The 22,691-nt window shown below is 69.0% G+C and carries 18 protein-coding genes and 2 pseudogenes; 6 read left to right on the plus strand and 14 right to left on the minus strand.

Features of this window, described 5'->3' with window-relative positions; all coding sequences use genetic code 11:
• The first annotated feature begins 366 nt into the window (after nt 1-366).
• Nucleotides 367-1,139, plus strand: a pseudogene (locus tag ACFYNS_RS07320) (transposase family protein).
• A gap of 177 nt (nt 1,140-1,316) precedes the next feature.
• Here ACFYNS_RS07320 and ACFYNS_RS07325 read toward each other — a convergent pair.
• Both ACFYNS_RS07325 and ACFYNS_RS07330 read right to left on the minus strand, forming a co-directional pair.
• The gene (locus ACFYNS_RS07325; protein WP_360290442.1) at nt 1,317-1,748 is read right to left on the minus strand and encodes a transposase; all 432 of its coding nucleotides are present in this window, start codon (nt 1,746-1,748) and stop codon (nt 1,317-1,319) included.
• Nucleotides 1,745-1,915 (minus strand): hypothetical protein, encoded by a 171-nt coding sequence (locus ACFYNS_RS07330; protein WP_388601379.1) that lies wholly within the window; start codon nt 1,913-1,915, stop codon nt 1,745-1,747. Before ACFYNS_RS07330 ends, ACFYNS_RS07325 begins: the two co-directional genes overlap by 4 nt.
• 184 nt (nt 1,916-2,099) lie before the next feature.
• On the opposite strand from ACFYNS_RS07330, the gene ACFYNS_RS07335 reads away from it, so the two are divergent.
• Nucleotides 2,100-2,732 carry a hypothetical protein gene (locus ACFYNS_RS07335; protein ID WP_388601382.1) on the plus strand — a complete coding sequence of 211 codons (633 nt, stop codon included), beginning with the start codon at nt 2,100-2,102 and terminating at the stop codon, nt 2,730-2,732.
• A gap of 81 nt (nt 2,733-2,813) precedes the next feature.
• Here the strand turns inward: ACFYNS_RS07335 and ACFYNS_RS07340 are convergent, their stop codons facing one another.
• Genes ACFYNS_RS07340 through ACFYNS_RS07350 form a run of 3 tightly spaced genes read right to left on the minus strand, consistent with a single transcriptional unit; the run spans nt 2,814 to nt 7,731 of the window.
• A complete protein-coding gene (locus ACFYNS_RS07340) occupies nt 2,814-4,283 on the minus strand; it encodes an MFS transporter (protein ID WP_388601384.1) in 1,470 nt (489 codons plus the stop codon).
• Nucleotides 4,280-6,301 carry a PEP/pyruvate-binding domain-containing protein gene (locus ACFYNS_RS07345; protein WP_388601386.1) on the minus strand — a complete coding sequence of 674 codons (2,022 nt, stop codon included), beginning with the start codon at nt 6,299-6,301 and terminating at the stop codon, nt 4,280-4,282. The genes ACFYNS_RS07340 and ACFYNS_RS07345 overlap by 4 nt, the downstream gene beginning before the upstream one ends.
• Entirely contained in the window at nt 6,298-7,731 is a 1,434-nt protein-coding gene (locus tag ACFYNS_RS07350) for an ATP-grasp domain-containing protein (RefSeq protein ID WP_360290432.1), read from the minus strand. The genes ACFYNS_RS07345 and ACFYNS_RS07350 overlap by 4 nt, the downstream gene beginning before the upstream one ends.
• A 398-nt stretch (nt 7,732-8,129) precedes the next feature.
• On the opposite strand from ACFYNS_RS07350, the gene ACFYNS_RS07355 reads away from it, so the two are divergent.
• Complete coding sequence (locus tag ACFYNS_RS07355; protein ID WP_388601389.1) at nt 8,130-9,419, plus strand: PAS domain S-box protein; 1,290 nt, start codon at nt 8,130-8,132, stop codon at nt 9,417-9,419.
• 510 nt (nt 9,420-9,929) lie between these two features.
• On the opposite strand, the gene ACFYNS_RS07360 is transcribed toward ACFYNS_RS07355, so the two are convergent.
• Nucleotides 9,930-10,616: a TetR/AcrR family transcriptional regulator gene (locus ACFYNS_RS07360; RefSeq protein WP_388601392.1), complete on the minus strand. Its 687-nt coding sequence runs from the start codon at nt 10,614-10,616 to the stop codon at nt 9,930-9,932.
• Between the two features lie 95 nt (nt 10,617-10,711).
• Here ACFYNS_RS07360 and ACFYNS_RS07365 point away from each other — a divergent pair, with 95 nt between their 5' ends.
• A complete protein-coding gene (locus tag ACFYNS_RS07365; RefSeq protein ID WP_388601395.1) occupies nt 10,712-11,428 on the plus strand; it encodes an NAD(P)-dependent oxidoreductase in 717 nt (238 codons plus the stop codon).
• Between the two features lie 962 nt (nt 11,429-12,390).
• A complete protein-coding gene (locus ACFYNS_RS07370) occupies nt 12,391-12,969 on the plus strand; it encodes a MepB family protein (RefSeq protein ID WP_388601396.1) in 579 nt (192 codons plus the stop codon).
• Between the two features lie 1,232 nt (nt 12,970-14,201).
• Here ACFYNS_RS07370 and ACFYNS_RS07375 read toward each other — a convergent pair.
• The 8 genes and pseudogenes from ACFYNS_RS07375 to ACFYNS_RS07410 form a co-directional block, all read right to left on the minus strand.
• Nucleotides 14,202-14,423 carry a hypothetical protein gene (locus ACFYNS_RS07375; protein ID WP_388601399.1) on the minus strand — a complete coding sequence of 74 codons (222 nt, stop codon included), beginning with the start codon at nt 14,421-14,423 and terminating at the stop codon, nt 14,202-14,204.
• Nucleotides 14,424-14,566: 143 nt separating this feature from the next.
• Nucleotides 14,567-15,940 (minus strand): annotated as a pseudogene (locus tag ACFYNS_RS07380) (RHS repeat domain-containing protein); the annotation flags it as partial.
• A gap of 114 nt (nt 15,941-16,054) precedes the next feature.
• Nucleotides 16,055-16,483 (minus strand): GFA family protein, encoded by a 429-nt coding sequence (locus tag ACFYNS_RS07385; RefSeq protein WP_019356475.1) that lies wholly within the window; start codon nt 16,481-16,483, stop codon nt 16,055-16,057.
• Nucleotides 16,480-17,313, minus strand: coding sequence for a DUF3865 domain-containing protein (locus ACFYNS_RS07390; RefSeq protein WP_360692135.1), 834 nt, complete (start codon nt 17,311-17,313; stop codon nt 16,480-16,482). The genes ACFYNS_RS07385 and ACFYNS_RS07390 overlap by 4 nt, the downstream gene beginning before the upstream one ends.
• Nucleotides 17,310-18,602, minus strand: a complete 1,293-nt coding sequence (locus ACFYNS_RS07395) for a hypothetical protein (RefSeq protein WP_360692138.1) — start codon at nt 18,600-18,602, stop codon at nt 17,310-17,312. The genes ACFYNS_RS07390 and ACFYNS_RS07395 overlap by 4 nt, the downstream gene beginning before the upstream one ends.
• A 74-nt stretch (nt 18,603-18,676) precedes the next feature.
• On the minus strand, nt 18,677-19,804 hold the full coding sequence (locus ACFYNS_RS07400) for an inosamine-phosphate amidinotransferase 1 (protein WP_360692141.1): 1,128 nt from the start codon (nt 19,802-19,804) through the stop codon (nt 18,677-18,679).
• Nucleotides 19,805-19,923: 119 nt separating this feature from the next.
• Nucleotides 19,924-20,991 carry a fatty acid desaturase gene (locus ACFYNS_RS07405; protein ID WP_360692144.1) on the minus strand — a complete coding sequence of 356 codons (1,068 nt, stop codon included), beginning with the start codon at nt 20,989-20,991 and terminating at the stop codon, nt 19,924-19,926.
• A gap of 114 nt (nt 20,992-21,105) precedes the next feature.
• Nucleotides 21,106-21,309 carry a hypothetical protein gene (locus ACFYNS_RS07410; protein ID WP_388601404.1) on the minus strand — a complete coding sequence of 68 codons (204 nt, stop codon included), beginning with the start codon at nt 21,307-21,309 and terminating at the stop codon, nt 21,106-21,108.
• Nucleotides 21,310-21,805: 496 nt separating this feature from the next.
• Between ACFYNS_RS07410 and ACFYNS_RS07415 the strand changes: the two genes are divergently transcribed.
• On the plus strand, nt 21,806-22,684 hold the full coding sequence (locus ACFYNS_RS07415; protein WP_360692150.1) for an amino acid--tRNA ligase-related protein: 879 nt from the start codon (nt 21,806-21,808) through the stop codon (nt 22,682-22,684).
• Nucleotides 22,685-22,691 lie beyond the last annotated feature (7 nt).

Genomic DNA, 22,691 nt, shown 5'->3' on the forward strand with positions numbered 1-22,691 from the left:
TATGATTCGGATCGGCGGAAATGACTACGCCAATAGGCCCCCCGGGAAGCCTCGTCGCTCCCACCTGGATAGGTTGACGCGCTGGATCGCATTTTACCTTGTTCCCCTTGTCGAGGATGCAATCGATGGCGTTGAGCGTCATCGGCGGACGCCCTGGTCCAGTTCCTGCAACGCGTTCCGCCGCGTGCGAGGAGGGTGTTCTCCTCTTCGGCGTCGTCAGATTGGGTACATGGACGCCCAACCTCTGACGGTTGGCGAAGATCGGACTCTACGGCGTAACTTCCTTGCCGCTACCCGGCTTTTTAGCAGAAGAAGTCGCCCTGGCCGGTGCTAAAGGTTGTCCCGTAACTGCTGGTCAGGGATGAGATGATCTTGTCGTGGCCGGCGTCGGAGCCCTCCTGGACAGGTCCGTTCACGGGACTGAGGCCGCGGCATTTCAACAGGCTGATCACCGCGCTGCGGCGTGAGGGAGCCGATCCGGTCCGCAAGGGTCGGCCGTGGTCGCTGCCGCTGGAGGACCGGTGCTGCTGGTGGCCGCGTACTGGCGCACCAACCTCACCCTGCGCCGACTCGCCCTGCTGTTCGGCATCTCCAAGTCAGCGGCCGACCGGATCGTCGACCACCTCGGACCGGCTCTCGCCCTCCAGCCGAGAAGGCGGTTCCGCAAGGACACCGTCCTCATCGTGGACGGTGTCCTGGTCCCCACCCGCGACCGGACCGTGGCCGCCTCCAGCAAGAACTACCGCTACTCGACCAACCACCAGGTCGTCATCGATGCCGACACCCGGCTCGTCGTCACCGTCGGCAAGCCGCTGCCAGACGAACGCAACGACTGCCGGGCCTGGGAAGACTCCGGCCCGAAGACCGCCGTCGGCACCACTCCCACCGTGATCGCCGACGGCGGCCACCGCGGCACCGGACTGACCATCCCGCACTACTGCCGGCACAAGAATGAACAACTGTCGGCCTGGAAGGAGGAGCACAACGCCTCCCACCGCAAGGTCCTCGCCCGCGTGGAGCACACCTTCGCCCACATGAAGAGCTGGAAGATCCTGCGCGACTCCCGGCTCAAAGGCGAAGGCGTCCACCACGCCATGCTCGGCATCGCACGCCTGCACAACCTCACCCTCACCGGATGACAGGCAAACGAGCAGGTCAGCCTGCATGCCCCAGATCATTTACGGGACAACCTCTAGCCAAAGGTAATTGGCGTGAGTAAACGGGTTTCTGACGTAGGCGTGCGGGTTGGGTGCTGGCGCCACGTCCAGAGGATCTGAAGTCAGGTACTGAGGTGGAACTCGTGGTGTCGTTTTCGGTCAGGGGTTGATGGTCAGGCCGGTCTCGGCGAGGCAGCCTCCGATCAGGTGTGGCCGGTACTGGATGCGCTTGAGTCGTCGCTTCCCGGCTCGCGTGATCTGGGACAGGTCGGCTGCAGCGAGGTTGCCCAGGTCGCGTTCGACCATCGACCGCACTCCTTCCTGCGGGTTCAGGTCCGGTGCACAGGTGGGCAGCTGGAATACAGTGAGCCAGTCGGCCCTCGCCCCGATGAACTCCCGACGCGGGGCGGTCAGATGGATGCGTACGTTGTCCCAGACCAGCACGATCGGGCCGCCGAGCTGGGAGCGGGCGCGCAGGATCAGGTCCCGGAAGTCGCGCCACCCGAAGCCCTGGGGCTGGTTCTTACGCCCGTTGTATTCGCGGACCGCGTAGATCAGCCGGGAACGCTCGCCGGTCTTGTAGCAGGTCATGCCGCCATCGAGACCCGGCCGGAGCCGCGTCCACGAACCCGCACCACCGGAGTCCGGCCGATCCGGCCCCAGGTCTTCGCGCGCGGCGGCGTCATCGACTGCCCGGCCTCGTCCTCGAAGAGGATCCAGGCCCCGGACGCCGCCGCGGCTGTCTTACCTGCGGCCACACCTTCTTCTTCCACAGCTCAGGCGGGGGCCGAGTGGTGTGCGCTGTTCAGGGGTATGGCGGGAGGGAACGGCGAGAGAAAGAACGTTCTTCCGGGCACGCGAGGGCCACGTTGGACCGGCCGCCTGTCACGCACCGGACATGTGCATCCATGAGATGCGTCGAGGAGAAGGGCGCCAACCACCATGACAAGATCCGCATTCCGCGGCTTCTTCCGCACGAGCCTCGCGTTCTCAGGTGCCGTACTGGCGTGGGCCGCGCCGGGTACTGCGGCGAACGCGGCCGTGCCCGTGGAGGTGTCGCATGACGCTCCGGCCGGGGCGCGGGCGGACGCCGCGCGCGGCTGCGTCATCGTCTACTTCGATTTGGGCGAGACCCTGGTGCACACGGCCGAGGACGCCGGCATCAGCTATATGCCCGGCGCGGCCGCCTATCTGCGCGAGTTGCGGAAGCGGAACATCGAGGTCGGGCTGATCACCAACGTCCCGTCCTCCTGGGGTGAGACGGATGCCGAGCGTGCTGCCGCCTTGAAGAAGGAGGTCGACAGGGCCTGGACGGGCTCCCCCTCCTTCGCCTGGGAGGACTTCGGCGACCGGATCCTCACTCCGCGCACCGAGGCTGAGCGCAAGCCCGCACCCGCCCTCTGGGAGCGTGCCAGGGCCGACGCGAACGGCTGCCGCCTCGTCTACGAGGCCGAGGCCGCCGAGGAGACCGCTGTCGCCGCCTCGCTCTGCTACGTCGCCTACCAGGTCGGTCAGCCTTCCCGCCCCACCTACCTCCCGGCCCGGGTCATCGAACGCCTGACGCACCGCTCCTGACGCCCGAGAGCCGCGGCACGGCGGGCGCGTGCAAGCGCCTCTGCGGCTCCGTTTTCCCCGAGAGGGGTGGACATGAGACCCCTACGCTCCGGCCTTGGGGTGTGCGTCCGCTGTCGGGTGTCCTGGCCCGCCCGCGCCTGGCCTCCCAGGTGCGCCGGACGCCGCCGGCAGAGCACCCTTGTCCGCCGTCGCGCCCGGGAGGGGGCGGTCGGCCGTCTCCTCGGTGGCGTTCCCGTTGCCCGTCCCGTCGGTAACGCGCCGCAGCACCCCGCTGCGCAGGACGAGTTGGAAGGCGCCGAGAAGTACAGCGGTCGCCAGGGCGCTGTGCCAGAGCAGGGCGTCCAGGCGTCCGGCGGAGAGGTAGGCACCCACGGCGACGGCCGCCAGTGCGCACACTGCGCGGTCCACGATCGACTCGGCCGACAAGAGCGTCGCCCGCGGGGCATGGGCGGGCACGGCGTCGTTGACCAGCTTGCGCTGGATCGGGTAGGCGAAGCCAGTGGCAGCGGCGAACAGGCAGAGCAGGGCGACGACCGTCCAGGGTCCGCCGAGGGTGATGCCCGCCAGGGTGCCCGCGAGGACGAGGCTGAGAACGGAGACCCAGGCCACCGGTCTCAGGCGAGAACCGAGCCACTGGGGGCGCGCCGAGCCCACGGCCTCCGCCACCGTCATGGCAGCGAGCACCCCACCGTGCGACGACTCACCGATGCCGTGGTCGAGCAGGATCGGCTGGAAGAGGTTGACCTGGCAGATCCGGGACAGCGTGAACACGGCCACGCCCTGCACCATCACCAGTGCCAGCCATGGCGACGAGGCGATGCAGCGCAGTGCGGCCTTCGCGTCGCCCAGCGAGACACCGCGCCCGCGGCCACCTCCCGCAGCCCCGGACTCCTTCCTCGTTCGGCCCGATGATGCCGTGCCGCCCGCCCCGCCGGGGACGGCCAACCGGGGCAGGGCCAGGGCGCAAGCCAGGGAGCCCGCCGCGCTCACGGCGCTCAGGACGTACGGAGCAGGGTGAGCGAGGGCCATCAGCGGCCCGACCAGTGGCCAGCACAGAACTTTCGCAGCGAGTCCGAGTGCCCGGGCCGTGCCCTCCGCCTTCAGGTAGTGCTTGTCGCATCGCTCGGCACGCAGCCCGTCGTACAGGTAGGCGCTGGCCGCTCCCGAGGTGAGGGAGCGGCCCGCGGCGATCGCGAGGAAGTGGACGAGGAAGCCGGTGTACGAGGCGCTGAACACCGGAGCGAGATTCGCCGCCGTCATCACAAGGGCGCCGGCGCGCAGGCAGTTGCGGGCGCCGACACGGTCGGCGATCAGCCCGGTCGGGATCTCGAAGAGGCAGAAGGCCACATAGTAGATACTCTGGATACCGAAGATCTGCCCGTCGGAGAGGCCGGCGTCCTTCTGGTAGGCGTAGAACACCGGCATCCACCACAGCAGGTTGAACAGCAGTTGGAAGCCGTAGTTGAGCCGGATGATGCGGCGGGCGGCGCCGGTCAGAGGGGTGGCCGCAGGCCGCGCGGCGGAGCGCGAGCGCTGGAGGCGGGCGCTCACAGGGCGTAGGGGCGGATCTGGACCAGGCGGAAGTCATCCTGGTCGGTCAGCAGCCACTCGATGTCCAGGGGGGCGTCCACCTCGGGTGCGCTGAAGTGGGACTGCAGCAGCCGCCCGGTCAGCGACAGGTCCGCAAGTCGGGCGCGCGTACCGGCGGACAGCCCCTCGCTCCAGGAACCGAGGTCGACGGTTCGGCCGCCCCCCTCGACGGTGTTGTAAACGTACTGCTGCGGCAGGACGGCTCCCTCCACGACCTGTTCGGGCGAACCCGGTGAGCAGTTGAGGTAGACGTTGCGAAAGTCCTGGCGTCGGGTCGGGTTGCAGGTCACAAGGACACCGCCGAGCGCAGCGGGGACATACACCTGGATGATCACGCCCATGTACGTGTCGTCCAGGGAGATGCCCGCCTGGTGGCGCAGCCGCACGCTGCGCGGCGAGAGCAGGGAGGCCCAGACGCGGCGCACGGCGTCGAGAAGTTCCTCGGTGCCGCGGACGGTGGTGACGGAGTCGTAGAGGCCGGCCGCGGAGAAGCCCGGAAGGTCCTCGGCGTTGGAGGAGGAGCGCACCACGAGGCGGCCGCGCGTGGCAAGCGGGGCGGGGAGGACGCAGGTGATCTCCCTGGCGACGGACTCGGGTATCGGGGTGTGCCTGATCAGGTGCTGGACATGCAGGCAGAGCGAGTCGAGCACGTCGGTGGCGTCGAGTTCGAGCGCCATCTTCAGCTTGCCGATGCCTTGTTGGAGCGCCGGAGAAGAGGTGAGGAAGCGGTGCTGGAGGGAGAACGGCAAGGCGATGCCCTCGGGGGCCTCGACCGTGTCGGCCACGAAGGACACCGCAGCCGCGCGGAGTTCCGCAGCGGAGGGCGTGCGCAGGCCGAGCCTGGCCGCGAGGTGCCCGTACAGGTCCTCCCGTGGTGGGCGGGGGCGACCGTAGAACCCGGTGAGATCGGCCGTGCGGCTGTCGAGTACCTGATGCAGCTCTCCGAGGTTGGCCGCCTTGGTGCCGTAGCGGTCCCGGTCAGCGCTGCGCAGCCGGTACAGGGAGAGTACGGGCGCGTCCTCGAGGAGCGGGGGTTCCAGCCGGATGCGCTGTTGATGCCAGGCCGGGGCCCGCAGCTCGGGGGCCTGATCCAGCCGCTCCAGGGTGATCTCGTCCTCGCGAACCCGGTAGCGGACCCAGGCGCCGTCCAGGCCGTCCTTCTCGACGAGCTGTTCCAGATCGCGGAGGATCGCGTTGGGGATGTCCCATCCGGAGGCGAGAACGTTGGTGTGGGACAGCGGGGTGATGGGCTCGGTGTTGATGAACCCGGCCACCCGCTCGACGTTGTCCGGCAGGGAGGGCATGGCGACGATGTCCGACCAGCCGAGCCCGTCGACCGCCGCCTCGTACTCCTCCACGCTCCGGAAACAGCGCAACCTGCCAGTCGCCTCCCCGGGGTTGAGCGGGGTCCGGGTCCTGGTGCCGAAGAGTTCGTGACTGAGGATGCGCGGCACCCGCTGCTCGCTGACTGCGGCCAGCTCTTCCTCCTGGCCGTGATTGGCGGGCTTGAGCAGGAGCGGCAGCCTGCCGTCGACGCGCTCACGGACGAAGGTGAAGAAGAACTCCAGCAACCCCCCGTGCATGGTGTCGGCCTCGGTCGTCTCCAGCACGAGGAAGGTGCGCTCACGACCCTCCGGGTCCTCGCCGGTGTGCAGGGACAGCACCCCGAGCAGGAAGCGTCGCTCGGGGTCCATGTAGACGGATGCGTTGAACTCGTCGAGTGTGGCGTCGAGTTCGGCGAGATCCATGCCGAGCACACGGGTCGCGATGTAGTTGACGTGGAAGGGATGCGCGGCCGTGTCGAGCAGGTGCCAGGTGCCCTCGGCCCGGTCGACGACGACCTTGAGGTACGGGTGGCCGGAAAGGACCCCGGAAAGCGTGCGGAACAGCGGCAGCGAGAGATTCTCGCCGACAACTGTGCGGTCGGTCGCGGGTTCCGGAGCGACGGTTGCGAGCTGGTCGGTAGCGCGGCCGCTCATGCGGGGACCCCCTCGGGCTCCGCGGCCGGACGGATCCGGGAGCCGGCGGCGGGCGCGGACTGCGGCACGGTGGGCACGACGGGCGGCGGCAGCACGGCGGGCAGGGCGTCCACCAGGGCCGTGAAATCGCGGAGCACGGTGCGCGCGTCGTCAGCGGAGAGCAGGCACAGGGCCGCCATCGTGTTGGCTCCGCCGACGGGATCGTAGACCGGCACGATGCTGCCGTCGGGCAGCGAACTGTCCGGGACGACCGAGAGGTTGCTGCCTTCACTCAGTGCGACGGCATGCTGCACCGCGGGAAAGTTCCAGACCCTGCGGTCCCGCCAGGCCGCACCGTGGCCGTCCACCGCGAGGACGACGAGGGAGCCTGCTGCGCCCCGCGCCTGCTCGGGGCCGAGGGCCCGCTCGGGCCAGGAGACCGGGCGACCCAGGAGGTGGTCCACGAGCATGCCGACGAGGTCGAGCCGGAAGACCTCCTCGATCTGCGGCACGGTCATCGCACCGCCGAACCGGGCGGCCGTCTCGATCAGCCACATGCGCCCGCCGGCCCCGAGTTTGATCTCGGTGTGGGTGCCGCAATCGCGCAGGCCGAGAGCGTCGACAGCCCTTCCGGCGAGGGCCACCACGCGGTCCTGGAGGTCTGCGGGAAGGAGCGCGGGAGTGATAGTGGCACGCTCGGTGAACGGCTCCACCGTGGGCATCCGGCCGCTGACACAGACCGGGTGGAAGACGCCCTCGGCCACCACCCCCTCGACGCTGACGTAGTCGCCCCAACCGGGCTCGTCGAACCACTGCGCCGTGGTGCCCGTCACGATCTCCTCGACCACGAAATGCGCCTCCGCCTCGGCCACATGGAGTTCGGCGAAGCCCGACTGGGCGGATTCGGCCATCACCTCGCGCGAGCGCCGCCAGGCCGCGTCGGCCCCCTGCGGGGAGCTGATGATCTGGTGGGCGGTGGAGCCCGCGCTCCAGGCCGCCTTGAGCAGCATGGGGGCGGGCAGGTCGGCGACGGCCTCGTGAAGTTCCGCCTGCGTGGCGACCGGGCGGAACTCAGGCTGCGGCAAGCCACTGCGCTGCCAGGTGCGCCGCATCATCCGCTTGTCGCGGGCCGACGCGGCGGCGCCGCCGGCCCCGGCGAGGCCGAGCACCTCGCATGCCTCGGCGACCGCTACGACCGCATACTCGGAGAAGGTGAGCACCGCGTCGGCGCCCACAGCCTCGGCGCGCGAGGTGATCAGTGAGACCAGGTCCGAGCGCTCCGCCTCGGCGGGCGTCACGACCGAGGTGCACAGGTTTTCGGCGGAAGCGGCGACAGTCGCGGGAACCTCGCTGAGCGCCAACAAGTGCACTTGCGCTCTCGAGGCCGCCCGGGACAGCACGTGGCCGAGCGGCGGACCACCCTTGGCATGCACCAACAGCACTGTGCTCACTGAAGTTCGTCTCCCATCGCTTGTCCTGTCCGGGGTATCGAGCGGTGGCTCGGCCCCGCCGCCTGGTCGCCTGCGCTGTCCCGCTCTCCGTCTCCGACCGGGACACACGGGTGACGCAACCCGCATAGATCACGACGGGTAACTGGCAACACACTCAAGGGAATCAGACTGTGGGACCCAGAAGTGCCGCAGGAGGCAGGCAGCGATCAGGCAAATGCCAAAGTCGCAGACATTGTTGAGTGAAGATGAAGATCCGTGATCACATTTGGCGCGCCTCACCGGGGATGCGGTCACAACTCGCAGATGGCCGAGAACCGGGCATGGGCGGGACCCGCACGGGATAGACATCGCGGTGTCGCCTCCAGTCGGTCGGTGGGAACATGGAGGGGAAGGCCGTCGTGGACAATTCCAGTCTCAAAGCGCTGCTGGAGCGCCTCTCCGTGTTCTGGTGGGAGGTCGACGAGCAGTGGCATCTCCTGGAGAGGGGCGGCGGCGCCTTCGCGGACCTGCTCACCGCGCAGCGCTTCCTCGACCACCTGCGTCAGGAGATGTCCTCACCGCGCCGCTCCTTGGAAGACGGTCGCTGTCGGGTCCAGTTCGACGGCCGGACCTTCGATGTGAGATCACCCCAGGCCGAGAACCAAGGCCAGGACTGCACCCGCGGGCTCGCAGTGGAGGCCGATGCACAGCCCGCGGGCGGCCGCCAATACGCCGCCTTCACGGAGTTCGCCGACTTCGCCCCGGCCCCGGCCTTCATCCGCGACCGCGCCGGGTGCTACCTATGGGCCAACCACTCCTACGCGCACCTCTACGGCACCACACCGGAACAGGTGGTCGGCAGCCACATCGAGGACTTGGACTCCCCCTCCGACGCCGCGCAGTTCCGCGCCCTCGATCAGGAGATCCTCAGCCGTGGCAAGCCGGTCCGCCACAACTTGAGCTATCACCGCTCGGACGGCAGCACAGGGCAGGCGGCCGGCCACCGCTTCCCCGCCCAGGAGAACGGCCAGACATGTGTGGCCGGGATCTACGTCGACATCACCGAGCACGCCCGCGCCATGAACCAGCGCCGGGAGGCCGAGGAGAACCTGCGGGCACTGCGCGACCACAGCGGGCTGCCCTGCGCGCTGCTCTCGGTCAACGGCCGTATTGAGCAAGCGGGTACGGCCACCGCCGAACTGTTCCGGACAAGCCTGTCCGACCTCGTCGGCCGCCGTGCGCACACCCTGCTCGCCGCCACACCCGACCTCCACGAACTGCGCCTCGCATGGGAGGGGCTGATATCCCGCCGCATCAGACGCGTGGAAACCTCCGCCGTGCTCGTCGATTCCCAGGGGCGCCAACGCCGTGCGCAACTGCACCTGGCCACCGTGAGCCGGTCCGCCGGCCGCGCCGCGCACGTGTGGGCCGTCGTCACCCACCAGAGCCTCGCCCACGAGGCCCACCCCCCGCTCACCGCCGCGCAGATCCGCATACTCTCCCTCCTCGCGGAGGGCAGCACGAACGGCGAGATCGCCACCTCGCTCAGGCTCTCCCGGCAGGCGATCGACTACCACCTCAGTCGGCTCCGCGGTCTCCTGGGGGCGGCGACCAGACCCGCCCTCGTCGCCCGTGCCTACGTCCTCGGCATCCTCTCCCCCCGCGCCTGGCCCCCGCGCCCTGCCACGACGGCCACCCCCCTCACCTGAGACGTGCGGCCGTTCCTGAGGACTGTCCACGGTGCGGGACCACCTGCGACTTGGGCTTGATCCGGTTCGGCGGACATTCGAGATCAGGGGTTCGTCCCCGGGAGGATGTCCGTCATGGAGAGCATGGGGAAGAAGCCTCGTCGCGCTCGCCGCTCGATCACGCCGGAGTTCGAGGCCGAGATCGTGGAGCTGTGCCGTCGTGGTGACCGCTCGGTCGGCCAGGTCGCCAAGGACTTCGGCCCTCGCCGTGCCGGCTTTCGCCGGTTCCCCCCTCACCCCGGAAGGGAGCTCTTCGCCACCGGCCGGTACGTCAGCCTCCGAGGAGTTCCGCGATGGCGGCTGCGCCGGCGGCAACCAGTCCGCGATGGTGCCGGGCGCACTCCGTCGGGCGGACGGCGTGACCATGCGACCCGCTGCCTTGTCCTCGCCGTGGTCGATCCTGTCACGAGCTGGTCGGCGGCCTGGCCCTTCGACGGCCCACTTCCGTCCACCGGATCAGCTGCCTGTCGGCTACGTACCAGCGGTCTCGTCCGGGTGGAGGGCGTCGAGGATGAGGGTGAGACCGAAGGTGAACTCGTCGGCGTAGTCATAGCCGGGCTTGAGGGCATGCTCGGTGGCCAGCTCGGCGAGGTGAGGGTAGGTGTCGGCGGGCATGTCGCGCAGGATGGCGCTCGCCACCTCGTCCAACTCAGCCGTGCCGGTGAACGGAAGGCTCTGCTCCTGCAGCACGAAGCCGTACAGGTAGCTGTCGATCAGCGAGACGGCGTGCGCGGCCATCGACACGGAGAAGCCTCCTGAGCGCAGGGTTCCGATGACCGCATCGTGGTGGCGCAGGGTCGCGGGGCCGGGGTGGGAGCGGGAGTCCAAGAGGCCAACGGCCCACGGGTGGCGCTGTAGGACGGCGCGCGCGGAGACCGCGCGGTGGCGTATGGCGCCCTTCCAGTCCAAGTCGTGTGGCGGCAGGTCGATCTCGTCGAACACCGCGTCCACCATGCCGTCGAGGATGTCCTCCCTGCCCGCCACGTGGTGATAGAGCGACATCGCCTCGACGCCTAGCGGCTCGGCAATGGCCCTCATGGTGAGCGCTGCTGCCGACCCCTTCTCGTCCGCCACCGCCATGGCCGTACGAACCACACGTTCGCGACTGAGTGGAGTGCGTGCCGATGCCCCCCGTCGACCAGTGCCTGCATTGCGCATCCGCCCCTCCTCTGCAGCTTTCCTTGACCGCCTTACAGGATAAGATTAACGTACCTTATGGCATAAGGTGCGCACGTAGGCGAAGGGCTGGGGTCATGGGTACGGACCGCGTGAAGAAGATCTGCATCGTGGGGGCGTCCGGGAAGCTCGGCCAGTACATGGTCCGGCACGCTCTGGAGCGCGGTTACGAGGTGGTCGGTGTGTGCCGGGAGCGCAGTGTGCCGAAACTGGCCGCGCTCGAAGCCCGGATGGCCATCGTCCCCGGACCCACGAACGACCCCGAGGTGATCCGGCGGGCGGTCGCAGGGTGCGACGGGGTGCTGACAGTACTGGTGCCCTGGGGCGTACAGCAGTACGCGTCCGGCACGGCGCAGGCGGTGCTCGACCACGCACGGCCGGGCGCACGCCTGGTCTTCTCCTGCGGCTGGCACATCACGCGCGACGGCAAGGACAGGTACTCGCGGATGTTCACCATGGGCGTCCGGGCCGCCGCCGTGCTCGGCAAACTCGTCCGCGCCGTCGAGATCGACGACCAGGTGGAGGCGTGCCGACGGGTCTTCGCCAGCGACACACGGTGGACCGTGGTACGCGGCAGCAGCCTGGAAGAGGGTGAAAGGCAGGGCCTGCCCATATGGAGCAGCCATGTAGGCGACCCGGTTCTGGCCAGCGACCTGACGCGACGGGTGGACTTTGCGCTGTTCATGGTGGAAGCGCTCACCAACGACACGCTCGTCCACCAGGCTCCCGCGATCGTGGGGTGCCGAACCCCCAGCGCCCTCGCCCACGCCGACGCCCGCCACGACCACGCGTGATGCGTGCGGCACTGCGGTATGGGAAGGATCTGTTCGAGCCGCCTCGGTGAGCCGTCGGCGAAGGGAGCATTCTCCGACACGGCCAGGGCCACGGATCGGACCTTCGCGACCTGCCTGTGCCTGTCCGAGAATCCGGCCCTCTCGCCTCGCCACTTTGCGGCCCGCTGTACCGGCCGCCCCGGGCCTCCACGACGAATGACTTCAGCCCGCCGCCACCCGGCTCGTCAGGTGCGCACGGCTCTCGCCCGACTGTCCCAGTCGCCCCTTCCGCGTTTGCAGAGCCCGCGAATGTGCCACACGCGGGAAGGCGAGTTCTGCCCTGTCCGCGCACGCACCGAGCCACCTGTGGCGATGGGGCATGCGAGCAGCGGACGTTCGTCGGCTGATTGCTCGGGGGCCTGCTCTTCATATCCGGAGGACGGCGCGATACCCGCACCCAGCGTGTGAGACGGCTGTCGGGTCGGTCGTACTCTCCGCTCCAGGGCCGCCGGAGGACGCCTTGAGCAGGTTCAGCTCGGAGAGAGGGCTCTCCGGTCAGGATGGGCGGCCTGGTCCAACTGCTGCACCCCCTAACGGCCGGCCTGTCGCTCCGTATCGACGGTGAACGCTGGCGGGCCGCGGCCGCAGGTGGATATCTGCGAAACGGGGCCTCTCGGCGGCGGGAAGCGGGTACTGCCGGAGTGCGCGGCCGCCGGGCGGATTTCGAGCTCCATGAGCTGCCGCTGGCGGATGCGGAGAGGCCCGCGATGAGCGGGAACAACACCTTCGGTGACTTCCGGCTCTCCGCGGCCGCCGCTGACCGCACACCTTCCACTGCACTCTGTTCCGGACCGGCACCGATTCCTCCCGGCTCCGGACCATCCTTGACGAACGCCGCCGATGGCCGACCATCCCGCGCCCTGGGCCGCGCCCTGGGCCATGGACGGTGGGGGCTGTCGGGTCCGGCCGGAAGCGGTGACAGGATGGGGCGGGTGACGGCGAATCGCGATGATTGTTCGAATTCCTCGGCCCCTGAGGCCGGGACTTGGCCCGGCCTGGGCCCGGTCCACGCTGACCTTCTCGCCGCGAAGAGACTGGTCTATGACCCGAACGGGTTCACATGCTCGCAGCCGGTGGCCGAAGCTGAAGGCGCCGAGTACGGGGCCCACGCACTGACGGTGGACGGGCTGTCGGTGCGGTTCCGTGCCGCCAAAATCACTCCCACCAAGGTCGGCCAGTTCGTCACCGTGTGGAAGAGGTCTGCTGAGGGACCGATCCAGCCATTCGACATCGGCGACCCCATCGACCTCATCGTCGTCAGCTGCCGTGACGGTCACCACTTCGGACAGTTCGTCTTTCCGCGGGACGTGCTTGGCGAACGGGGCATCCTTGCGCGAGGCGGTGTCGAGGGGAAGCGCGCGTTCCGTGTCTATCCGCCCTGGGTGACCACAACTGCCCGCCAGGCGCGCAGCACCCAGGCATGGCAGGTGAACCACTTCCTGCACATTCCTGACGACCGGCCCGCCGATTCCGCTCGCGCTCGGGCGCTCTACCACCCCTGAAGCAACCCCGCGGGGCTCGTTCCGGCTGTCGGGCTCGCCAATACGGCACAGGGCCTCCCACTGCTCGGGGGTGACCGTCACGTCGACCTTGGTGTCATCCAGCGGTCCGACGGACCCGTCCGAGCGTGTGCCGTATTCGACCATGCGCCCTGCCCACATGGTGGTCAGTTGCCGGATCATACGCTCATGCACGTCGGGGAAGCGGCCCCCTTCCTCTGCCTCCGCCAGCGCGATGACCCTCGCGGCGGCGCCCGAGGGCAGACCGCCCAGCTCTCGGACGATCAGGGCCAGTCGGCTGGGCCGTCAAGGGTGGCCGCGTAGTCCTCGACGTTGGCGTACAGAGTGTCGGCCGAGAGAAGGCCACCTCGGGTGTCCATGGCCGCCGACTCCAGCCGCCGTATCCGGATGACCGGCGATTCTTGCCTGAGTTGGTCACGCCCCGCCCTCCGGGTACATGTCCCGGTCATGCCGGTGGTGCGGGATTGACTGTGTGCGGTGACACGTCGTCGGTTCAGCGTGGGCCCGTGAGCGCCCGGCACGCGAGAGCTGCCGCCCCCGAAGCTCCCTCGCCGAGGACCGGCCAGAAGCGTCACGAAACGGCAGGGAACGCAGTGTCGATCGGTACACAGAGCGCTGCTCGACGGGGGCCGAAGCGGCGCGGAAGAGCACCGATGCGTCCAGCCACGGGCCCGGCGGCAACAGCAGACCGACGCCGCAGCACAGGGGAGTCCCATCAATCGCTGCAGGCGGCCGTGGGCGACTACGGCGACGCACTGCCCATCCCGGCCGCACAGCACGAGGAACAGGCACGCTGGAAGCCGAGATCTTCCTCAACGTCTGCCGGCTCGGCGCCCGATGGTGGGACCGCTGCCCACACAAGCCGACGGACCGCGTCCCGGGAAGCCGTCGCCAAGATCGTCCGCTCGGTCGGCGATGCCGCCTCCACACTCCGGCGGGCCAGGCCACAGGACAAAGCCGAGCTCTACAGCCAGCTGGGGCTCCAGCTCACCTACGCCTCGAACAAAGCCACAGTCCTTGCCGAGATCACACCCGGCGCCGGGAACAGCGAATCCCCACGGCATACAGGAAGCCGTGGGGATTTGGTACGTGTCCGAGGGGGGGTGTGGAGCCATGGGCACGATGTCGCGCCGCTGGTCAGTGGGACGCTCGTGCTGCCGTAGACCGCCCGGGCTGCCGTCAGGGGACGTGTCAGTGGTGGAAGACCGGTACTCTCACGCGAGAGTACCCAGCCAGCGCTGACATGTGGAGACAGTAACGGGTTCAAATAGTTCAGGGCTTGACACCTCGAAGAGAAACTGAGTCAGCAGGTCAAAGTCCGCCTCATCAGGTTCATCGATCTCAATGCGCTCCATCATGTGAACAGCTCCAGCCCATTGCGGCAATTCCGCGACATCCAACTCTCCGGAGATACATCGACGCAGGACGTCCTTCACATATGAACGATCCAAGTAGACAGGTGATCCCGGATGTTCATCGCATTGATTGGCCCCATGGATCAGGTCATGCAGTGGAGCATCCCATCGGATCAGGCTGGTAAGAACGTCCCTGCAATTGATCGAATGCATTGAAACCGGCCTCACTTGAACTTGATGTGGGCGATACTGCCGTCAGGGAGGAATGTGGTCTTGTAGGCCATCTCTGTTGCCCCCTCGGCGTCTACCCTCTTCCGGTACACAGCATAAGAGCCTGAAACCCTCCCTGGGACCTTGTAGCTGAATTCAGCGGCACCCTCAGGGAGCCGGATGATCTGCGGAACTTCGGCGGCTCCAGGGCTCTTGCGCATGAAGTTCGTAAGGCTCTTGCGCACTTCTGGTGAGAGATCGTCGACCCCCTCGGCCGCAGCAACCTTTTCCCCACGTGACAACTTCGTCTGACCGCACCCGGCAAGCCCGAGGGGGTCGGTCCAGGTGTGAGGGTTGTGCACGTAGGTGTGGGGGTTGGGGGCTGGGGCGAGGCCGAGGGGGTCGGGGGTGAGGTAGTGGGCGGTTTCTGGGTCGTAGTAGCGGAAGTAGTTGTAGTTGAGGCCCGTTTCTGGGTCCGCGTATTGGCCGGGGAAGCGGAGGGGGCAGATTGGGGACGTGTCGGAGGGTGGTGATGGGAGAGGGGTGCCCCACAGGGTGGTGCGGTGTTGCCATGCCACCTTGCCGTCTGGACTGACCAAATCGGTGGGTGCGCCTGTGAGGTCGGTGAGGACGGCGTAGAAGCGAGGGTTGCCGACAGTGGGTTTGGCGAGTTTCGTGAGGAGGGACCCACCATCCGGTCCGCGAGTCAGTGGTGTGTGGTCAGTTTGCATGAGGAGGCGGTGGGTGGCTGGGGCGTAGTCCCAGGAGGTCGTCTGGCCGTCGCTGGTGGTTTGTTCTGCCAGGCGGGTGCCGTCCCAGGTGAAGGTCAGGGCGCGGCCGTTCCGACCGGTCTTGCTGACGCGACGGCCCAGTGGGTCGTAGGCATACGTCCACTGCCCGTCGTCTGGCGTTGCGGCTTCGATCAGGCGGTCTTCCGCGTTCCAGGTGTAGGTCCAGGTTTTCTTCTGGCCGTTGAGGAGGTAGCGGGTCTTGGAGATGAGGCGGCCGGCGGCGTCGTGCTCGTAGGCAGTGCGGCCCGCGCGGCGCAGAAGGGTGCCCTGGGTGCCACGTTCACCGGGTGCAGGGTGATCGGGGGCTTGGGTGGTAGAGAGATTGCCCGCCGAGTCGTAGACGTAGCTCTCACGCCACCCGTGGGCAATGACGGCGGTGACCCGACCGACGGAGTCGAGGTCGAAGCGGCGGGTGCCGGAGGTGAGTTCACTGATCTCGGTGAGGTAGCCGTCGGCGCGGTAGGCGTAGGTGCGGTGCTGGAGGAGCTCCGGTCCTGAACTCGCAGTCTGCGTGGTGAGGCGGTCGGCCGCGTCCCACTGCTGGATGAGGGAGATGTCACCGGTTCGGCGTTCGGTCTCGCGGCCTGCCGCGTCGTAGGCGGGCTCGGGGTCCGGTCGCGGGAAGAGGGCACGGCACGGCGGCGGTAGTGCTGTCGTCCCGGCCGTGCTCGGGTGGTGAGGGCGTCTCGCCACCCGAGCGACCGGTTCGGTTCAGCCCGCGACGGTGCTGTGCTGGGTGTCGGGAACCGAAGGCAGCCAGTGCACCGCGCTGTCCCGGAAGCTTTGGTTGACGGGGACGAGGTCGGCACCGCTGGTGTCGTCCAGGGCCGTGACGTTGATGCCGATGTCCGGGATGTCACTGTCGAGGGCCGCGATGCGGCTGCCGCAGTCGGGGCAGAAGGCCCGCTTGGCCTGGCCCGGGAACGTCTCGAACCACTTCGGCTCGCCACCCTCGCCGGTCCAGGACAGACCGTCCGTGGCGAAGCCGGCCCACCACATCACCGGAGCGCCGCCCAGCCGCTGACAGTGGGGGCAACTACAGGTGTGCGGGTAGTCGGCCTTGCCCTTCACGACGAAGCGGATCTTTCCGCATAGGCAGCCGCCGGTGCGCTCGTCGGTCTCGGCGGGGGTGGCGTTCATCGGTTCATCTCCTTTGCGCGGTGGTCGAGTTGAGTCCACCATGCTGTCATCGCCTCCAGGATCTGCAGGAACCCATCCAGGGCCTGCGGCAGGTCGATGTGGAAGAGATCAGCCTTCCGGATGAACTGCGCGAGGCCCTCGATGTGCGCGGCCTCCACGCTCATGCCCTTTACCTGCGCGGCGTGGTGGTCGTCGTCCAGGTGGAGTCGGTAGTAGTAGTCCAAGTTCTTCAGCTCGCTGCCGCTGGCGTCGACGGTCAGCTCGCCGTACCGGTTGGTGATGTCGCGCAGGATCTCGGTCTCGGCGATGGCCACGGCCTCGGTGGCGTAGTACGCCCCGGCGATCAGGCTGGGCATGTGCGAGCCGACCATCCACTGATGCAGGTCGACCAGCAGGGCCGTCTCGGGAGCAGGGACGTGCCCGTTGACGAGGAGGCCGAGGTCGGCGAGCAGGGCGCCTGAGTACAGCACGTAGTGCGCGGGGACCTTGCCGCGCTCGCCGCCCTCCTCCAGATGGTTGCGGCGCAGCTCGTGGGCGAGCTCCGGGCAGAAGCCCTCCACGCTCGTGGCGGCTTGCTTGAGGAACTGCGCGTTGTAGCGGGCGAAGACGGACAGTTCCTCGATGTACATCCGCGCCTGGGGCTCGGTGAGCTCGCTCGCGGTGACCCGGTCGGCGATCCTCCCGTACACCCAGTCGATCATCGGGGCGAGGTGCTTGTCGACGAGGTCGTTGCCCGAGGTGAAGTTGCCCAGCAGGGTGCCGTTGACGGCGCTGCGAGTCTCGGGGAAGGCCGCGAGGTAGGCGTGGACCAGCGAGTTTTCAGGGTTCATGCGGTGGGGTCCTCCGAAGCGGTGGAGCGGGTGGTGACCTTCAGGCCGCCGGTGGCGCCGAGGGCGCGGACCGCGGCCAGGACGTTGTCGTCGTGGGGCAGGGGGACGCTGGCGCCGGCGTTGAGGGCCGAGACCATGTCCGCCTCCAGCACGTGGGCGTCGATGGCGATCTGGAAGCCACGCAGGAAAACGCGCTCCCCGGCCACGCGCAGCCGGTAGGGCGGGACGAGGGAGGCGGTGGCGCCGGGCTTCACATCCCGCGCGTCGAAAGCCGCGGCGGCCAGCGAGCGGGACAGGTCGTCCTCGGCCAGCTCCCAGCCGCCGTTGCTGAGCACCGTCTCCCACCGCTGCCGCACATGCTGCTCAACTGCCTCCTCGGCCTGCTCGGCAGCCGTGGTGAGCGTCGTATGGGCGAGGTGGGCCAGGCGCTGCGCGACAGGGCCATCTCCCTCGGCCTGAGAGGCCATCGGCGAGGGCTGGCTGCGCTCGTCGTCGGGGCCGCGGTCGGCCAGCAGGGAGTCGAGCAGCTCGGGAAGGATCGCCTGGCGCATCAGCCCGGCGTCCGGGTAGGTGTAGAGCGGAACGGCCACCGAGACGGAGAACTCGTTCTGCGTGCCGACGTGGAAGACCCGGCGCGGCAGGAACAGAGCGTCCCCCGGCTCCAGAACGAAGTGCCGGCCGTGCTTCAGCAGCCAGCGGTAGTCGCCGTAGAGCGGGCCCGTGCCGCCGGTGAGCTTCTCGTACTCGCCCCCGGGCCAGGTATAGAAATTCTTCGTGCCCGGGCCGAGGTGGATGAGGAACGCGTCCTCGTAGCCCTCGTGGACGCCGAAGGCGGTCCCGGCATAGTTGCCCGCGAAGGCGACCTGCTCGGCGCCGCCGAGCGGGACGCCCCACCCGTCGAAGAGGGAGGCGAGGAAGGTGCCCAGGCCCTTGGCCAGCGGCGGGCTGACGGTCTCCAGGTTGTTGATCACCAGGCTGAAGCGTTCGGCGTCCACGACGGACTGCATCCACTTGACGAAGCCCCCCTCGGGCCAGGCGGATGCGGTCAGGACCTCGGGCAGGAGGTCATCGCGCCGCTCCTCGCCGACGTAGACGCGGGCCTTCGCCTTGGTCTGGGTGTCGGCGGCGTAGGCGTGGCGGATCGCGGTGAAGCCGCCCAGCACATCGCTGGGGCTCGCCGCACTCGACGGGATGAGGCCCTTGAACAGGTGCGGCGCGGTCCTCGCGTCGGTCTTGGCGGGGAACTCGTCGTTCCAGAATTCTCGGCTCGGAGGCCAGGCGTAGGTCACTCGATCTCCTGGTGAACAGGGGCCGCGGAGCGCGGCCGGGACAGGGGTGCGGCCGACGCGGGCGGGGCGCCGGGTCAGTCCAGGTAGTCCTCGCAGCCGCCGGAGCGGACGGTGTCCAACGTGAAGCAGTGGAAGCCGCCGCCGAAGAGCCGCCGGTGCCGGTGCCGGACGGGGACGACGGTGAAGCCGCGGCGTTCCAGAACGGTGATCAGCTCCGGATACAGGGAGTTGACGATGACGGTGTTTTCGTCGACCGACAGGACGTTGATGTCCATGTAGCGGCTGCCGATGGGGATGACGAAACCGAGGTCGCTGTAGTCCGGGAAGTTCCGGTCGTCGGTCTGAGGGGCGTAGATCACCTCCCAGGAGTGCAGGGCCTGGGGCAGGTACTTCAGGTACTCCGGGGAGCGCAGCAGCATCAGCTCGGGACGCAATGGCACGATGACGCTGTCAATGTGGTTGTCGGCGATGCCATCGAGGCGGTGGAAACGCAGGTGCGGGAGGTTGTCCCGCAGCCAGCGCAGCGCCAGCTCGTGGTTGTCGTTGGCGACGTTGACCAGGACGTCCCGGCCCAGACGCATGCACTGCGCGCCGTCGAAAACCATCTCCAGGCCGAGCCCGTCGATGTCCAGGGCCGTCTCGGAATCGGTGGCGCGGGAGACGTCGATGCCCTGGCGGCGGAAGAAGGCGTCGTCCAGGGAACCGCGGGCCAGCGCGGGCCGCGGCATGCTCACCCAGTTCGACCCGGCGCCGTAGTAGCGGTAGAAGATCGGCTTGAGCAGGTCGTTCTCGAAGACGCGGGCGCGCACGTGGGGCGCGGTCTCGACGATGGTGTCCCCGAGGACGATCGTCTGGTCCCGGACGTTGAGGGGCGGGGTGGCCCGGGCCTCCCAGTGCGGGGAGCTGATGTCGACGTCCTTGCCCGGGGCCGCGGGCCGGTGCACGCGCACCCCGCAGCCGGCCAGGGCGTCGACCAATCCGGCGATGTCCTCGTTCAGCTCGTCGACGAGCCGGTCGGGGATCGGCAGAAGGTCCTGCACGGCGGCTCCGCCGGTGAGGGCGGGGGCCACGTTGTCGAAGAAGAACAAGCGCCATGAGGCGTCGACGTGGTGCGCGGTGTAATGCTCAGCGCGGCCCACAACGACCTCGCGAAGCTGGGTCCATTCGTCGAAGCTGCTTACGGCGAGAGCGGGATCGGTCATGGCGTGCCGCCTCCTCGGCGGCCGGTGCCGACGCTGCGCAGACCGGCCGCGCCGCTCGCGCGGCGGAGCGCTGGGCACAGCGGTGTCGGCTGCTCGGTGGACGGTGCGGTGAAGGTGGGTCAGGCGGCGTCGCGGGCGCGCGGCGGATGGTGTGCGGCGGTGGCGCTCAGGCGGGCGATGATGTCCTCGATCACGCACGGCGTCTCGGGCGTGGAGCGCCGTCGGGCGAAGTAGCCGCTGCACCAGGGCACTTCGTCCCAGCGCTCCAACTGCTGCGCGGCCAGAGCCCTGGCTTCGGGAAGGCGCCGCCAGGGAATCTGCGGGCACCAGTGGTGCACCGGGTGGTACATGTCGTCGAGGTGGCCGCCGAGCAGGTGCCGGATGAGCCAGTGGGAGGACCAGCCGCGGGTTTGCAGCAGTACGTCCTCATTGAGGATGAGGCCCGCGTGGTTGCCCAGGTCGGTGATCCAGGTGACGACGGGCCGCACCAGGACCAGCGGCACCAGCCAGTAGAAGAGGAAGGCGCCGACGGCCTCGAAGGGCCAGCACGCGGCGACGGCGGCCGCCCACAGCACGGCCCGGGCACCCAGTGCCCGCCACGTCTCTTCCGGTGCCTTGGTGACCAGAGTGCGCGCCGCGGTCGTCGGTAGGCGCCACAGGGCGGCGCGCACGATGAAGCGCAGCACGAAGGAGAGGCGGCCTCGCGCCGTACGAGCGGCCCAGATGTTGCCGGCCTTGTAGGACTGGAACATCGGGTCGTCGTCGGAGCCGAGCTTGGCATGGTGGACGGCGTGGGTGCTGCGGTAGGGCAGGAACCCTTCGCCGAGGAGCGCGGTCAGCGCGTACCCGACGAGCCGGTTGGGTCCGCGCGTGGCCATCAGCTTGGAGTGCACGCACTCGTGCGCCAGGTTCGACAGATGCCGCTGCCGCACGCCGATGTAGACCACGGCCAGCAGGGGACCGACGACGTGACCGACGTGGTGCCCGGCCCAAGCCGCCAGCGCAACGGCCGCGAGGTCCTTGGCCACGTCGAACAGCCCGATCGTGGGGCGGCCGCACAGCTTCTCCAGGTCGGCGATGAGCTGCGGGCCAAGAGCCCTGCGGACGGGGCCCGAGGCGCCGGTCCCGTTGCGCGTTCTGCTTCGTGGCGCCGAGTGCTGCACCGGGCGCGCGGCGGGGCTGCCCATCACTTCCTCCAGGAGTAGGGGATCTCGGGGGCGTACATCACGACGGTGCGAGCTGCGCACCGCGCCCGGGTGCGGGCTGTCCAGGACCGCGCCCGGGGCGGGAGGCGCGTCAGATCAGGCAGCCGCAGCGTCCGGGCGCATGCCGAGCTTCAGCCCGGCGGCGTCGGGACGCATTCCGTCCTTCAGCCCAGCGGCGTCGGGGCGCATGCCGAGCTTCAGCCCGGCGTCGGGACGCATGCCGTCCTTGAGCGTCGTGACGAACGTGGTGCCGAGCTTCAGGCTGCTGCCGGAGTGCAGTCCGGTGGTCGCAGTGGTCATAGGGAGCTCTCCCTTCGTCGCGGAAGTTCCGCGAGTCCGTGGTAATCGGGCGGTGAGTGTGCTGCCGGGCCGCGGCAGGGTGAGCTGTGAGTGCCGTCGCCCCGAGGCGCCCGGGGATACGGGCGGCACGCCGCCCATCACGCCGGGAGCGGATGCCTCCCTGCGAGAGGTGAGGGCGTGACGCAGTCGCGCCGGGTGCCTGAGCAATCACGCTATGGCCGCCCGGATGGCCGCGGCAACGCTCTGCGGCGTTGCTCCGGGCGCGCCCGGCTGTTGCGCGAGCGTTGCACGCACACCCCATTTGACCTGCGCAAACATGCTGCATGGGGACTCGTGGTGAGCGCTCTTGGCTTCCGCGAGGGGGTCAGTGTCCGACGGCGGGGTTCTGCCGCGCGCACGACCGCAGCTAGCTTGTGGCCCGCCAATGAGCCGGAATGCGAACGCGGCCGGGGCGACATCGGCTGGCCCACGAAGCCCTGGACTTGAGGAGAGCTGCATGCTCGACCCGATCACCATGAAGTCCGACGTGCTCTACTCCCTGCGCGACACCTTGCGCGCGGGCTCCTTCGTCGAGGTCGTCACCCCCGTTGCCCGGCGCACTGACCTCGGACCGGGGCGCCGGGCCGCGGCCGACCTGGACGGCGGCCGGTTCCTGCGCGCGATGATCGGGCCCGCGCTGCGGGTGAACCTGGAGCACCACCCGCGGATCTTCGAGATCGGGCCGTGCTTCCGCCCGGAGAAGCCGGACGAGCTCCACGCCTGCGAGTTCACGATGCTCGACCTGTACGCCGCGGGCGAGGACTTCGCGTTCCTCTTCTCCCTGGCCGAGCGGCTGGTCGCCCCGCACATCCCCCACACCCCCGTGCGGATCTCCGTGGGGGAGCACATCCGGGACACCTTCGGCATCAACCTGCGGTGCGAAGGGCTCGGCGACCTCCCCGCACAGATGGCCGCCCACCTCCGCCTCCCCCCTACGGTGCCGTTCAAGGACGTGCTCGGGCAGTACGTGGAGCGCGAGCTGGAGCCGCGCAGCGCGGGCACCGCGGTGTTCCTCACTGACTACCCGCTCGGCGGGGACGAGCCGTGCGCCCGCCTCACCCCCGGTACCACCGCCACCATCAACCGGTTCGAGCTCATCGTGGACGGCCTTGAGGTCGTCCACGGATACGAAGACGAACCCGACGGCGCGGCGTTCGCAGAGCGCGCCCGCGCGGTGGACCTCTACGACGGGGAACAGCGCCTGGCGTGGGAGGCGATCGAGGACGGCCGGGTGCCGGCCGCCAGCGTTGGCCTGGGCATCGGCATCGAGCGGCTGGTCATGGCCGCCTCCGGCATCAAGGACATCCGCCGCTTCCTGCAATCCCCCCAGTACTGAGCAGCCC

It is taken from the genome of Streptomyces sp. NPDC006925 (assembly GCF_042869575.1).
GTDB lineage: Bacteria > Actinomycetota > Actinomycetes > Streptomycetales > Streptomycetaceae > Streptomyces.

Bases quoted from the DNA above. Each gene is read 5' to 3' on its own strand.
- ACFYNS_RS07360 (WP_388601392.1), bottom strand. From the start codon at position 10,616: ATGCGCAATGCAGGCACTGGTCGACGGGGGGCATCGGCACGCACTCCA.
- ACFYNS_RS07335 (WP_388601382.1), top strand. From the start codon at position 2,100: ATGACAAGATCCGCATTCCGCGGCTTCTTCCGCACGAGCCTCGCGTTC.
- ACFYNS_RS07410 (WP_388601404.1), bottom strand. From the start codon at position 21,309: ATGACCACTGCGACCACCGGACTGCACTCCGGCAGCAGCCTGAAGCTC.
- ACFYNS_RS07400 (WP_360692141.1), bottom strand. From the start codon at position 19,804: ATGACCGATCCCGCTCTCGCCGTAAGCAGCTTCGACGAATGGACCCAG.
- ACFYNS_RS07390 (WP_360692135.1), bottom strand. From the start codon at position 17,313: ATGAACCCTGAAAACTCGCTGGTCCACGCCTACCTCGCGGCCTTCCCC.
- ACFYNS_RS07345 (WP_388601386.1), bottom strand. From the start codon at position 6,301: ATGAGCGGCCGCGCTACCGACCAGCTCGCAACCGTCGCTCCGGAACCC.
- ACFYNS_RS07325 (WP_360290442.1), bottom strand. From the start codon at position 1,748: ATGACCTGCTACAAGACCGGCGAGCGTTCCCGGCTGATCTACGCGGTC.
- ACFYNS_RS07405 (WP_360692144.1), bottom strand. From the start codon at position 20,991: ATGGGCAGCCCCGCCGCGCGCCCGGTGCAGCACTCGGCGCCACGAAGC.
- ACFYNS_RS07415 (WP_360692150.1), top strand. From the start codon at position 21,806: ATGCTCGACCCGATCACCATGAAGTCCGACGTGCTCTACTCCCTGCGC.
- ACFYNS_RS07370 (WP_388601396.1), top strand. From the start codon at position 12,391: ATGGGGCGGGTGACGGCGAATCGCGATGATTGTTCGAATTCCTCGGCC.
- ACFYNS_RS07385 (WP_019356475.1), bottom strand. From the start codon at position 16,483: ATGAACGCCACCCCCGCCGAGACCGACGAGCGCACCGGCGGCTGCCTA.
- ACFYNS_RS07365 (WP_388601395.1), top strand. From the start codon at position 10,712: ATGGGTACGGACCGCGTGAAGAAGATCTGCATCGTGGGGGCGTCCGGG.